Origin of the sequence: Luteococcus sp. H101, from assembly GCF_038433155.1 — a bacterium.
Classification (GTDB): Bacteria; Actinomycetota; Actinomycetes; order Propionibacteriales; family Propionibacteriaceae; genus Luteococcus.
This window is the reverse complement of the sequence record NZ_JBCDMW010000022.1, coordinates 87,895-100,163: the sequence shown is the minus strand read 5'-3', so window position 1 is coordinate 100,163 and position 12,269 is coordinate 87,895. Positions and strand designations below refer to the sequence as shown.

Genomic DNA, 12,269 nt, shown 5'->3' with positions numbered 1-12,269 from the left:
GGCGGCGCGGGGAGCGGGTAGGGGCCGGGCGGAGTCCGGACCGGGGAACGCGCCGGCGAGCTAGGCTGGAGGAGTGAGCAACCTGCCGATCTCCTCCAAATACCGCAGCCAGCCCGCCCGACCGGTGGACGAGGCCGAACGTGAGGACCTCACCAAGCGGCTGAACGACGCCTTCACCTCCGGCAGCATCGACGGCGACACCTACCGCACACTGCTGGACCAGCTCTACGGCGCCCAGACCCTCGGGGAACTGGTGCCCGTCGTGGAGCACCTGCCGGCCAAGCAGACCTATGACGACCCGGCGATGGTGCGCCAGCAGACCACCACCGCACCCGGTGAGTTGGCGCCGGCCGGGATGAATGCCCAGCTGGCCTTCAAGGTGGGCGGTGTGATCACCGCCCTGTCGGTGCTGCTGGTGCTGATCGTCGCCGTGCTGCTCTGACTCACGCCACTGGCCTCATGGGGCGCCCACCGAGGCCGGGTCCGGCTGACCATGGCGCTGGGGCATGGCGGGCTCTACTTGCCGGCGAGGATCCCGATCACCGGATTCCACTCGTCGACCTGGACGTCGGCCACCTGGCCCAGCTGCTGGAATGGATCCTCGGACAACCAACCGCGCACCTCGTCGGCGGAATCACCACACATCAGGATCAGTGCCTTGGCGGGGCTGGTGCCCACCAGCGGCCCGGAGGCCACCAGCTTGCCCTGCTCGGCCAGCGAGCCCAGAAAGGCCCGGTGGGTGGGGCGGTTCTCGTCCTGGGTGGCGAGGTCCGGTCCATAGGTGTACACAACGCTGTAGTAGGCCATGCGCGCATGGTAGCGCGTCTCGTGTGACCCGATTTGGTGCCGCTGGTGCGCTGGCGTAGAGTTGTGTGTCGGTCACCTGTGTCCAGGCGATCGTTCGTGCCCTCGTCCATCCGTCGGGGGAGCAATCGAAGAGATTGAGAGTTCATGGCAAAGAAAGAGGGAGCCCTCGAGCTTGAGGGAACCGTGGTCGAGTCCCTGCCCAACGCGATGTTCCGCGTCGAGCTGGTCAACGGTCACAAGGTGCTCGCCACGATCAGCGGCAAGATGCGTCAGCACTACATTCGCATCCTGCCGTCGGACCGCGTCGTCGTCGAGCTGTCCCCCTATGACCTGACTCGCGGACGCATCGTCTACCGCCACAAGTGATCCAGCGGGGTGACTCGTCGCCCCAGCAGACACATCCACCACAGAACCGGGGCATCGCTGTGCGCAGCGAAGGCCGGGTTCGATGATCCGAAAGAGACTCTCGAATGAAGGTTCAGCCGAGCGTCAAGAAGATCTGCGACAAGTGCAAGGTGATTCGCCGGCACGGTCGCGTGATGGTGATCTGCGACAACCCGCGCCACAAGCAGCGCCAGGGCTGACCAGCCAGGCTTTGCCGCCCCGAGAGCACACGCTCGACGGGCAATGGGCGGTGACTCGCAGAACATCGCAGGTGCAAGGTCACCCATCGCCACGGCGATGAACCACCTGCCAGACAACAACACAACGTGAACGCAAGGCCGGAGATGAATACCGGTCGCACCCCTGGACGAAGGCCAGGGCCCCGACGGTGGTCCACGGACCGCCAAAGGCATCGGGGACGCGTCACGCCACACACCTTCGCGGCCCAGGACCGAAAGCTCCACAACCCGCTGGAAACGGGGGAGCCCCCAGCAATGGGGAATGGGTCGAAAGATTGAAAGGTAACCGCCTGATGGCACGCCTCATTGGTGTCGACCTCCCGCGCGAAAAGCGCCTCGAGGTCGCCCTGACCTACATCTTTGGCATCGGCAAGACCCGCGCCAAGGAAACCCTGGAAGCCACCGGAATCTCCGGTGACGTCCGTGTCCACGCCCTCACCGACGAGCAGCTGGTTGCCCTGCGTGACCACATCGAGGCCAACTACGAGACCGAAGGTGACCTCCGCCGTGAGGTTGCTGCCGACATCCGTCGCAAGATCGAGATCGGCACCTACCAGGGTCGTCGTCACCGTTCCGGCCTGCCGGTCCGCGGACAGCGCACCCGCACCAACGCTCGTACCCGCAAGGGCAAGAAGAAGGCCGTCGCCGGCAAGAAGAAGGCGCGCTGACCTTCCGGTTGGTGCAGACACGACAGACTCCAGGAGAAAACTGACCCATGGCTACTGCAGGCCGTAAGGGCGCCGCCGCCAAGACCAAGGTGCGCCGCAAGGAAAAGAAGAATGTGGTTGCCGGACAGGCCCACATCAAGAGCACGTTCAACAACACGATCATCGCCATCACCGATCCCACCGGTGCTGTGATCTCGTGGGCCTCCGCCGGCACCGTCGGCTTCAAGGGCTCGCGCAAGTCGACCCCCTTCGCCGCCCAGATGGCCGCCGAGGCCGCTGGTCGTCGCGCGATGGACCACGGCATGAAGCGCGTGGACGTCTTCGTCAAGGGCCCCGGCTCCGGCCGTGAGACCGCCATCCGTTCGCTGGGAGCCATCGGGCTTGAGGTCGGGGCCATCTCCGACGTCACCCCCGTGCCCCACAACGGCTGCCGTCCGCCCAAGCGCCGTCGCGTCTGATCCCGAGAACACAGAAAAGGACTGATCAACAATGGCCCGTTACACCGGCCCCATGACCAAGAAGTCCCGTCGCTACGGGACCGACCTGGTCGGCAACGACAAGGCTTTCGAGAAGCGCCCCTACCCGCCGGGCGTGCACGGCCGCGGCCGTACCAAGGACTCCGAGTACTCGCTGCAGCTCAAGGAGAAGCAGAAGGCTCGCTACGCCTACGGCGTGCTGGAGAAGCAGTTCCGTCGCTACTACGCCGAGGCTGACCGGGTTCCCGGCAAGACCGGCGACATGCTGCTGCAGATCCTCGAGAGCCGTCTGGACAACGTCATCTACCGCGCCGGCTTCGCCTCGACCCGTCGTCAGGCCCGCCAGCTCGTGGTGCACGGTCACTTCCTGGTCAATGGCCAGAAGGTGAACATCCCCAGCTTCCGCGTCAGCCAGTACGACATCATCGACGTCCGCCCCAAGTCCATGGACCTGCACCCGCTGGTGGTGGCCCGTGAGACCCACGGCGAGCGCGAGGTTCCCGCCTGGATGGACGTGCGTCCCAACAAGATGCGCATCCTGATCCACCAGCTGCCCACCCGCGAGCAGATCACGGTGGACGTGCAGGAGCAGATGATCGTCGAGCTCTACTCGAAGTAAGGTCTCCTCGGTTTCCGTCAGGTTGTCCGGGCGACGCTCGGCCAACCACCCTCCTCGCAAGCTCGGAGGGGGCCAGGCCCATCCACGGCCTCGCCGCCGCCCGGAGCAACCTGACGGAAACCTCACCTTCTTCTCTGCAGACTCTGGATTTTTCGCGCATCGAGCGCGAAAAATCCTTTCCGCGCCATCTCACCCTGGGTGGCGCACCACATGGTCCTCATATAGCGGGGGACCTGGAACGAAGGAAAGTACATGCTCATCGCACAGCGTCCGACCCTGTCGGAAGAAGTGATCGGCGAATACCGCTCGCGCTTCATCATCGAGCCCCTGGAGCCCGGCTTCGGCTACACCCTGGGCAACTCGCTGCGTCGCACCCTGCTGTCGTCCATCCCGGGCGCGGCCGTGACCAGCATCAAGATCGAGGGCAACCAGCACGAGTTCTCGACCCTCGAAGGGGTCGTCGAGGACGTCACCGAGCTGATCCTCAACCTCAAGGGCCTGGTGCTCTCCTCCGAGGAGGACGAGCCCGTCACCATGTACCTGCGCAAGCAGGGCGCCGGTGAGGTGACCGCCGCGGACATCCAGCCGCCGGCCGGCGTGGAGATCCATAACCCGGATCTGCACATCGCGACGCTGAACGACAATGGCAAGCTCGAGATGGAGCTCGTCGTGGAGCGTGGCCGTGGCTACGTCTCCAGCGCGCTCAACAACAACCCGGACGCCGAGATCGGCCGGATCCCGGTTGACTCCATCTACAGCCCCGTGCTGAAGGTCACCTACAAGGTGGAGGCCACCCGAGTCGAGCAGCGCACCGACTTCGACAAGCTGATCGTCGACGTCGAGACCAAGCCCGCCATCCGTCCCCGCGACGCCGTGGCCTCGGCCGGGCGCACCCTGGTGGAGCTGTTCGGCCTGGCCCGCGAGCTGAACCTGGACGCCGAGGGCGTCGAGATCGGCCCGTCGCCCGTCGACGAGCAGCTGGCGCAGGACCTGGCCCTGCCGGTTGAGGACCTGAACCTGACGGTTCGCTCCTACAACTGCCTCAAGCGCGAGGGCATCCACACCGTGGGTGAGCTGGTCTCGCGCAGCGAGCAGGACCTCCTCGACATCCGCAACTTCGGCTCCAAGTCCATCGACGAGGTGAAGCTGAAGCTGCACGAGATGGGCCTGTCGCTGAAGGACTCCGCCCCCGGCTTCGACCCGCTGCAGGCTGCGGATCGTTACGAGGACGACGTCGAGGGCGACGACGAGGACTTCGCCGAAACCGAGCAGTACTGACCCGCTCCGCTGACCAATAACCTGGAGAACTGACATGCCTACACCTACCAAGGGTCCCCGCCTCGGCGGCAGCCCCACCCACGAGCGGATCATCCTGGCCAACCTGGCCAGCCAGCTGTTCGAGCACGGCCGGATCACCACCACCGAGACGAAGGCCAAGCGCGTTCGTCCCCTGGCGGAGAAGCTGATCAGCAAGGCCAAGCGCGGCGACCTGCACAACCGTCGCCAGGTGCTGAAGACCATCACCGACCAGGGCGTCGTGCACACCCTGTTCACCGAGATCGCCCCGGCCATGGCCGAGCGCGACGGTGGCTACACCCGGATCACCAAGATCGGCAACCGCAAGGGTGACAACGCCCCGATGGCCGTGATCGAGCTCGTGACCGAGGCCGTCGTGAAGAAGCCGTCGAAGAAGGCCGACAAGGCCGAGGACGTCAAGGCCGACATCGCCAAGGCTGCTCCGCTGGCCGACGCCGAGGCCGTCGAGGTCAAGGCTGACGAGGCTGCTGCCGAGACCACCGGGGCGAGCGAGTTCGGCGAGGGTTCCTTCGTCGGCGAGACCGCCCCCGAGGGCTTCGACATCAAGGGCAACAAGGACTCGATGCTCTTCCACACCCCTGAGTCGCAGTGGTACGAGAGCACCATCGCCGAGGTCTGGTTCAACTCCGCCGAGGCCGCCGAGGCCGCCGGCTTCACCAATGCCGTCAAGGCTGAGGCTGCCGACGAGGCCAAGGCCTGAGCCTCGGCCCAGCCACTGGCTGACTGAGCGACCCAAGGGCGCCCCACCATCACGGTGGGGCGCCCTTGGGCATTTTGCGCCCCACTGCGGGGGCCGGAGGCCCCGCGCCACCGGCTGATCCTTTTGGGCGGGGGCTGGCCGACCCGTCCGGGCACGGTGGAACGGGCACCGCTAGGCTCGGGGACATGACTTTGCGCATCGCCCAGTTGGCCAATTTCGTCGGTCCGGTCTCCGGGGGCATGCGCGTCGCGATCGACCAGCTGGGCAAGGGCTACGTCGAGGCCGGGCATGAGCGGATCCTGGTGATCCCCGGCGAACACGACACCACCACCGAGACCGAGAACGGGCTGGTGGTGCAGGTGCGGGCGCCGCGGATCACCCGGGACTACCGGATGATCGCCGCCCCGTGGCGCGCCCTGAAGGTGCTGGAACGGTTCAACCCGACCTCGATCGAGGTCAGCGACAAGTGGACCCTGTCCCCGGCGGCCCGGTGGGCGAAGCGACGGGGGGTGGGCTCGGTGCTGTTCAGCCACGAGCGGCTGGACGACATGCTGGCCGGGTGGGTGCGGGCCCAGTTCGGCGTTGAGACCGCCGTCGGCGCGCTGAACCGCCGGCTGGTGAAGGAGTTCGACGCCGTGGTGGTCACCTCCGACTACGCCCGGGAGGAGTTCGCCGACCTGGGGGCCAACCTGTGGAAGGTGCCGCTGGGCGTGGACCTTGAGACCTTCCACCCCAGCAAGGGCACACCCGTCGACGACGGCCTGGTGAAGCTCTGCTATGTCGGGCGGATGTCGCACGAGAAGAATCCCGAGCTGGGCGTGGCTGCCGCCGTGGAGCTGCACCGCCGCGGGCTGCCGATCCAGCTCAACATGTACGGCGTCGGCCCAGACCTGGAGAAGATGCGGGCCCAGGCCGGGGACGCCCCGGTGGTCTTCCACGGCTTCGTCAAGGGCCGCGACGAGGTGGCGCGGCGCTTCGCGGCCAGCGACATCTCCCTGTCCGTCTGCCCCTCGGAGACCTTCGGTCTGGCCGTGCTGGAGGCGCTGGCCTGCGGCACCCCCGTCGTGACGTCGAACCGGGGCGGCGCGCATGAGCTGGTGGACGCCACCAGCGGTGAATACGGCCCGCCGGATGCCGTCGGGATCGCGGACGCGATCGAACGGCTGGTTGGCCGGCTTTCCCCCGATCTGCGCGCGGCCGCCCGCCGTCGCGCGGAGCAGTACACCTGGCAGAGCAGCGTGACCACCATGCTGGAACTGCACGACAGCCTCGGAGGCCCCCGATGAACAAGACCCTGCTCCCTCTGGCCGCCGTGCTCGCCTTGGCCGCGCCCGCCGTCGCCACCGCGCCCGGGCCCGCCCCCGGCTCGCGGGGGACCAGCATCGACGAGCTGGTGGCCGAGTGCCGCGCCAGCGGACTGAGCGGCTGGGATCTGGTGGACGAGGCCACCCGTCGGGTCCACGAGGCCTTTGACCACATCTCCCTGTGGCACCTGTGGGAAGGGTCCGCGACGGCCCTGCGACACGGGCACGGCTGGTCGGCCCAGTACAACGGGGCGTTGAAGCACGTGCTGCGGCGGCTTGGATTCCGGGTGGAGGTGGTGCACGCCGCCCGGGTGCACCACCTGGGGCGAAACCCCTGGTGGAATGCCGGGCACACCTGGCTGCGGGTCACCCACGACGGCCGCACGCTGGACGTCTGCTGCTCCCGGGCCCAGCACCGGGCCGGTCAGGTCAGCTTCGTCCCGGTGACCCAGGTGCGCCCGATGAACCGTTGGACCCGCTCCGTGGTCTCGCTGAGCCTTGCGCCGGTGGTCAGCGTGCAGGCCTGGCGCCAGCTGGCCGGTGCACCGGTCCCCAAGTGGCTGTACCGGGGCTTCGACGAGGACCTGTGAACACATTGGGAGCATGCTGCCCCCACACCCCTGCAGCGGTTGGTACTGTCCTCGGCCGTTGACTTCGTGGATGGTTGCGTCGACAGTGTCGGAGCCAACTGACTGGGTCCGGGGCAAGCGCACCGGCTCTCTTGTCGCCTGCTGGTAACGCCAGATCTTGCCCGGCACGTCCTGACGCTGCCGGTCTGTGCTACAAACCACATCCTGATTCGGGCCCGGTGTCAGAGGAGCACTGGGTCCCATTCAGAATGCAGTTTGTGGCGCAAACCTGACGAGTAGTTGGGTGGTTGTCCGTGACCCCTGGGGTCAGCTCGGGGACCTCAGGCGGCGTGGGCACAGCCCCATGGCTGCAGACCGCGCTGGGCGTAGAGCTTGTTGGCGATGGTGATCTGCTGTTCCCGGGTGGCCAGGTTCGCCGTCGGGGCGTACTTGGTGCCACCGTTGGCCTCCCAGGTCTGCCGGTCGAACTGCAGGCCGCCGTAATAGCCATTGCCGCTGTTGATGGACCAGTTGCCGCTGGACTCGCACTGGGCAATCCGATCCCACATCGCCGAGCGGGAGGTGTCCAGGCCCTCGGACGAGCCGGCCGGCTTGGTGCTCTGCGTCGCACTCGGCTTGGACGATGACGGTGCGGCGCTGGGCTGGGCCGACGCGCTGGGGTTGGCGGAAGCGGCCGGCTTTGCGGCCTCCTTGGTGCCGACGCTCTCCTGCTGGTCCACCGGCTGCTGGGTGACCTTGGTGGTCAGCAGCTTGCTGGAGGTCTCCTTGCCGTCCTCGACGGTGACCTGCCAGGTCTTGGTGGCCTTGCCGTCCTTGCCCTTGGTCACCACCTTGGTGGTGCCCTTGGGCAGATCGGCCGACGGGGTCTTCACCGTCTTGAACTTGACCACCTCGGTGGTGGTCTTCAGCTTGGTGCCGACCTTGCTGACCACCACCTCCATGTCGTCGGTGAGCTGGGTGGTGGTGGCAGGGACCACGCTCTGCCCCTTGCCCAGGGTGATCTGACGCTCCTTGAGCAGGTCCGCGACGGTGGCCGCGGTGGTCTCCATGCCGACGGGGACCTTGCCGTCCTCGGAGAGCTTGATGCTCTTCGGGGTGGTGGCCACTACCGACAGGCCCTCGCGCTTGAGCGCGGTGGAACGGCTCACCGAGAGGCGGGTTCCGGATTCGGTGACGCCCAGCTGGGTCAGCGCGGCGTCGACGGTGGTGGCGGTGGTCCACACGGTGGTCCGCTTGCCGTCGAGGGTTAGGGTCAGGGGGCGGCCGTAGTTGACGGTGACCTGGCTGCCGTCGGTGATCGGGCTGCCGGGGGAGGGCACGACGGTGTCGTGTTCGGTGAGGGTGACCTCGCTGGCCGCGAGCGCGTCGTTGACCGTCTTGCCGAAGGTGTGCACCGCCATGGTGGTCCCGTCGACATTCACCAGGACCTCCTTGTCCATCACCTGCCAGCCGACGACGCCGGCGACGGCCGCAACGGCGGCGGTGGTGGTGGCCGAGATGATCCCGATGGTCTTCTTGTTCACGCTGCTCCTCGCTGGGGCCCGGTCACGGGTACCTGCCCCAATTCTCCCGGAAGCCTGAGATTCCTCATAATCAACGCCGGAAAATCTCAGGAAGTCCGGAGGTTGGTGGTAATGCGCGTGTCCGCAGCCAAGGGGAGCGGGTGCACCCGTCGTTCCCGGAGCGGGTGCTGGCGTCGTTCCCCGGCCCCCGATCTGACTGCGCAGCCGTTGGGTCTTCGGGCAGCAGCTCCAGCGGCTGCCCCTGACAGTTGCTGCTGCACAGTCATGGGTTGGGTCGTCGCGGGGTCATCCGGGCCGCCCGGAAGTCGACGGGCTGGTCAGCGGCTGCGCGGTGGGGCGGAGGCCGAGATGGACGACGAGAGCCCCCGCTCCATGGAGCGGGGCTCTCTGGGCGACCGGTGGTCCGGTCAGCGCCTGGGTCAGGCCTGCTGCGCCTTGGTGAAGCGCTCGGCGACGTCGGCCCAGTTGACCACATTCCACCACGCAGTGACGTAGTCGGCCTTGACGTTCTTGTACTGCAGGTAGAAGGCGTGCTCCCACATGTCCAGCTGCAGCAGCGGCACCTGGTTCAGCGGGATGTTGCCCTGCTGATCCCACAGCTGCAGGGTGTTGAGCCGCTTGCCCAGCGAGTCCCAGGCCAGGACGGACCAGCCGGAGCCCTGGATGGCCTTGGCATTCTCGCTGAACTGGGCCTGGAAGCCGTCGAAGGAACCGAAGAACTCGTCCAGCGCGCTGGCCAGCTCACCCTCGGGGCGGCCGCCGCCCTCGGGGGACATGTTCTTCCAGAAGACGGAGTGGTTGATGTGGCCACCCAGGTTGAAAGCCAGATCCTTCTCCAGCTTGCCGATGGTGGCGAAATCACCCTTGGAACGGGCCTCCTCCATCTTCTCCAGCGCGGTGTTGGCGCCGGCCACGTAGGTTGCGTGGTGCTTGGAGTGGTGCAGCTCCATGATCTCGGGAGCGATGTGCGGCGCCAGGGCGCTGTAGTCGTAGTCAAGATCGGGCAGGGTGTAGACAGCCATGTAAATCCTCTTTCCGTCTTCGCCGGACCGGGGCCCGGAGCCCTTGGTGAAGGGGCTTTCCTAGGGACAACAACGATCCTAGGCACTTTGTTCCCGGTGGGCCAGACTGTTCGCCGCGAGCGCGATCCCCGGTAGCGCACCATGGCTTCGGGCGGCTCTGCGTCGGTATGGCCATTGGGTCTGGCCCCATGGGGCGATGTACTGGATGGATGAGTCAACCACGTTCCGACTACGGCGCTCCCGTTCTGGTGATGCGCAGTCTGTCCAAGCGATTCGGGCCGAAGGTGGCGGTCGACAACCTCTCGCTGGCCGTGCCCGCGGGCTGCCTCTTTGGCCTGGTCGGGCCGAACGGGGCGGGCAAGACCACCAGCCTGAGCATGGCCACCGGTCTGCTCCGTCCCGACGCCGGCCAGGTGGAGGTCTGGGGCCACGACGTGTGGAGCGATCCCGTCGCGGCAAAGGCGATGATGGGCGTGTTGCCCGATGGCCTGCGGGTGTTTGATCGGTTGAGCGGCCTGGAGTTGCTGCGCTTCGCTGCCGGGCTGCGCGGCGTTGCACCCGACCAGATCGAGAGTCGGGCCCAGGCACTGCTGCGCGCCCTGGGGCTGACGCAGGACGCCAATACCTTGGTCTGCGACTATTCCGCCGGCATGACCAAGAAGATCGGGCTGGCCTGTGCCCTGGTGCACAATCCGCGACTGCTGGTGCTGGACGAGCCCTTCGAGGCGGTGGATCCCGTCTCCGGCCAGGCGATCCGGCAGATCCTGCACGACTTCGTGGCCGGTGGCGGCACCGTCGTGCTGTCCAGCCATGTGATGGAGCTGGTGGAGAGCCTGTGCGATGCGGTCGCGGTGGTTGCCAACGGGCGGGTGCTGGCGATCGGCCCGACGGCCGAGGTGACCCAGGGGCGGCGACTGCAGGAGCGCTTCATCGAGCTGGTGGGCGGGACGAGCGACGCGGGGGAGGGGTTGGCATGGTTGGGACACTCGTCCGACTCAAACTGACGCTGCTGCGACGCTCACTGCAGGGTCAGACCGCCAAGATCATCGGCCTGGTGGTGATCGGCCTCTACGCCCTGGGGGCCCTCGGCTGGCTGTCGGTCGCCCTGATGGGGCTGCGCCTCGCCTCCGACCAGTTGCACGGCGGCGCCACCACCGTCGGCTTCGCAGCGCTGACCCTGGGCTGGCCGCTGGGCACCCTGCTGGTCTCCGGCAGCGACCAGACCCTGGACCCGGGCCGGTTCGCGCTCTTCCCGGTGAGTGCCCGGCAGCTGATGCCGGGGCTGCTGGTCTCCGGCCTGGTGGGGATCGGGGGCGTCTTCACGGCGCTGCTGGCCCTGGTCCAGGTGGCCAGTTGGAGCACCGGCGCCTTGACGGCAATGTGCGCGTTGGTTGCGGCGATCCTCGGCTGCACCACCTGCATCCTGTTGGCCCGCACCGCGGCTGCCAGCTTTTCGTCGGCGCTCAGCACCCGCCGCTACCGGGACGGTGCCGCGCTGCTGCTGGGCCTGCTGGCGATGGGCAGCGGAGTCGGCGTCCAGTTGGTGATTCGCTGGCTGGGCAATGTGGAGCAGCTCGAACAGCGGGCGGCGCGCCTGGCCTCGGTGGCCTCCTGGACGCCCTTCGGCTGGGCCTGGGCGCTTCCCTGGGATGCGGCCACCGGCCGATGGGGCCTGCTGGCGGCCCACACTGCGCTGGCCGTCGCGCTGGTCGCGGCACTGTGGCTGCTCTGGGAACGTTCCCTGTCCCGGGCGCTAACCTCGCCGCTGGAAGCCGGTGGTGCCGGTGGGCGGGCCAAGGCGCACTCCGTTGTGGACCGGCTGGTGCCCTCGGGGCCAGCCGGAGCGATCGCGGGCCGCTCGCTGCGCTACTGGCGTCGTGACCCCCGGCACCTGGTGTTGGCCGTCTCGGTGCTGCTGATGCCGCTGCTGATGCTGGCCCCCAGCCTGCTCGGGGGCTCCGGGGAGGATTCGATGATCAGCGGGCGCGGGATCCTGTTCCCGGCGATCTTCTCCATGCTGCTGTTGGGATCCCTGGCCGTGGCGCAGGAGATCAGTTACGACGGGAGCGCGCTGTGGATGCACATCTCCGCCGGGGTCAGTGGCCGGGCCGACCGACTGGGCCGGCTGCTGGCCGCCGGATGGATCCTGCTGCCCATCGCCCTGCTGATCGACGTCGTGCTGATGGCGGTCTCCGACGGATGGGCACTGGCGCCGGAACTGGTGGGTGGCACGCTCGGATCACTGCTGGTGGGAGCCGCCGTCGGCACCGTCACCGGTGCCTTCTGGCAGGTGCCGCAGCCGCCGCCCGGGCAGAACGCCTTCTCCCGTGGGGAGGGCGGCGGCGCGGCGGGCATCCTGCTCAGTCTGGTCAGCATGCTCGCCACCGGCCTGCTGGCCCTGCCCTTCATCATCCCGCTCTTCCTGACCGCGTCGCGGCCCTGGCTGGGCTGGTTGCTGCTGGGCGCAGCACCGGTCTACGGACTGGCCCTGCTGGCCGGCTCGGTGGTCTGGGGCGGCCGGGTGCTGGAGCGCAGCTGGCCCGAGGTGCTCAAACAGGTCACCTACAGCAAGGAGTGATCACCCCGGGTGCCCAGCCTGCCCAACGTCGCCCCGGCCGTG

Annotated in this window: 15 protein-coding genes; 12 read left to right on the top strand and 3 right to left on the bottom strand. The window is 67.7% G+C overall.

Features of this window, described 5'->3' with window-relative positions; genetic code table 11:
- Positions 1-73: 73 nt before the first annotated feature.
- The gene (locus AAEX60_RS09525; RefSeq protein WP_342102976.1) at positions 74-442 is read left to right on the top strand and encodes a DUF1707 SHOCT-like domain-containing protein; all 369 of its coding nucleotides are present in this window, start codon (positions 74-76) and stop codon (positions 440-442) included.
- 74 nt (positions 443-516) lie between these two features.
- Here the strand turns inward: AAEX60_RS09525 and AAEX60_RS09520 are convergent, their stop codons facing one another.
- Positions 517-807: a YciI family protein gene (locus tag AAEX60_RS09520; protein WP_342102975.1), complete on the bottom strand. Its 291-nt coding sequence runs from the start codon at positions 805-807 to the stop codon at positions 517-519.
- Between the two features lie 144 nt (positions 808-951).
- On the opposite strand from AAEX60_RS09520, the gene infA reads away from it, so the two are divergent.
- From infA to AAEX60_RS09475, 9 genes are all read left to right on the top strand, one after another.
- Positions 952-1,173, top strand: coding sequence for a translation initiation factor IF-1 (gene infA, locus AAEX60_RS09515; RefSeq protein ID WP_094763903.1), 222 nt, complete (start codon positions 952-954; stop codon positions 1,171-1,173).
- A gap of 104 nt (positions 1,174-1,277) precedes the next feature.
- Positions 1,278-1,391, top strand: coding sequence for a 50S ribosomal protein L36 (gene rpmJ, locus AAEX60_RS09510; protein ID WP_002514836.1), 114 nt, complete (start codon positions 1,278-1,280; stop codon positions 1,389-1,391).
- Positions 1,392-1,723: 332 nt separating this feature from the next.
- Positions 1,724-2,098 (top strand): 30S ribosomal protein S13, encoded by a 375-nt coding sequence (gene rpsM, locus AAEX60_RS09505; RefSeq protein WP_342102974.1) that lies wholly within the window; start codon positions 1,724-1,726, stop codon positions 2,096-2,098.
- Positions 2,099-2,145: 47 nt separating this feature from the next.
- On the top strand, positions 2,146-2,556 hold the full coding sequence (rpsK, locus tag AAEX60_RS09500; RefSeq protein WP_342102972.1) for a 30S ribosomal protein S11: 411 nt from the start codon (positions 2,146-2,148) through the stop codon (positions 2,554-2,556).
- 31 nt (positions 2,557-2,587) lie between these two features.
- Positions 2,588-3,193: a 30S ribosomal protein S4 gene (gene rpsD, locus AAEX60_RS09495; protein WP_342102970.1), complete on the top strand. Its 606-nt coding sequence runs from the start codon at positions 2,588-2,590 to the stop codon at positions 3,191-3,193.
- Between the two features lie 252 nt (positions 3,194-3,445).
- Entirely contained in the window at positions 3,446-4,471 is a 1,026-nt protein-coding gene (locus AAEX60_RS09490; protein WP_342102969.1) for a DNA-directed RNA polymerase subunit alpha, read from the top strand.
- 34 nt (positions 4,472-4,505) lie between these two features.
- Entirely contained in the window at positions 4,506-5,210 is a 705-nt protein-coding gene (gene rplQ, locus AAEX60_RS09485; protein ID WP_446721301.1) for a 50S ribosomal protein L17, sunset domain variant, read from the top strand.
- A 185-nt stretch (positions 5,211-5,395) separates the two neighbouring features.
- The gene (locus AAEX60_RS09480) at positions 5,396-6,496 is read left to right on the top strand and encodes a glycosyltransferase (RefSeq protein WP_342102968.1); all 1,101 of its coding nucleotides are present in this window, start codon (positions 5,396-5,398) and stop codon (positions 6,494-6,496) included.
- Positions 6,493-7,104, top strand: a complete 612-nt coding sequence (locus tag AAEX60_RS09475; RefSeq protein WP_342102965.1) for a hypothetical protein — start codon at positions 6,493-6,495, stop codon at positions 7,102-7,104. Before AAEX60_RS09480 ends, AAEX60_RS09475 begins: the two co-directional genes overlap by 4 nt.
- 320 nt (positions 7,105-7,424) lie before the next feature.
- Here the strand turns inward: AAEX60_RS09475 and AAEX60_RS09470 are convergent, their stop codons facing one another.
- Positions 7,425-8,627 (bottom strand): transglycosylase family protein, encoded by a 1,203-nt coding sequence (locus AAEX60_RS09470; RefSeq protein WP_342102963.1) that lies wholly within the window; start codon positions 8,625-8,627, stop codon positions 7,425-7,427.
- Positions 8,628-9,046: 419 nt separating this feature from the next.
- Complete coding sequence (locus AAEX60_RS09465) at positions 9,047-9,649, bottom strand: superoxide dismutase (RefSeq protein ID WP_342102962.1); 603 nt, start codon at positions 9,647-9,649, stop codon at positions 9,047-9,049.
- A 209-nt stretch (positions 9,650-9,858) separates the two neighbouring features.
- On the opposite strand from AAEX60_RS09465, the gene AAEX60_RS09460 reads away from it, so the two are divergent.
- On the top strand, positions 9,859-10,653 hold the full coding sequence (locus AAEX60_RS09460) for an ABC transporter ATP-binding protein (RefSeq protein WP_342102960.1): 795 nt from the start codon (positions 9,859-9,861) through the stop codon (positions 10,651-10,653).
- Positions 10,623-12,227, top strand: coding sequence for a hypothetical protein (locus AAEX60_RS09455; RefSeq protein WP_342102959.1), 1,605 nt, complete (start codon positions 10,623-10,625; stop codon positions 12,225-12,227). Before AAEX60_RS09460 ends, AAEX60_RS09455 begins: the two co-directional genes overlap by 31 nt.
- Positions 12,228-12,269 lie beyond the last annotated feature (42 nt).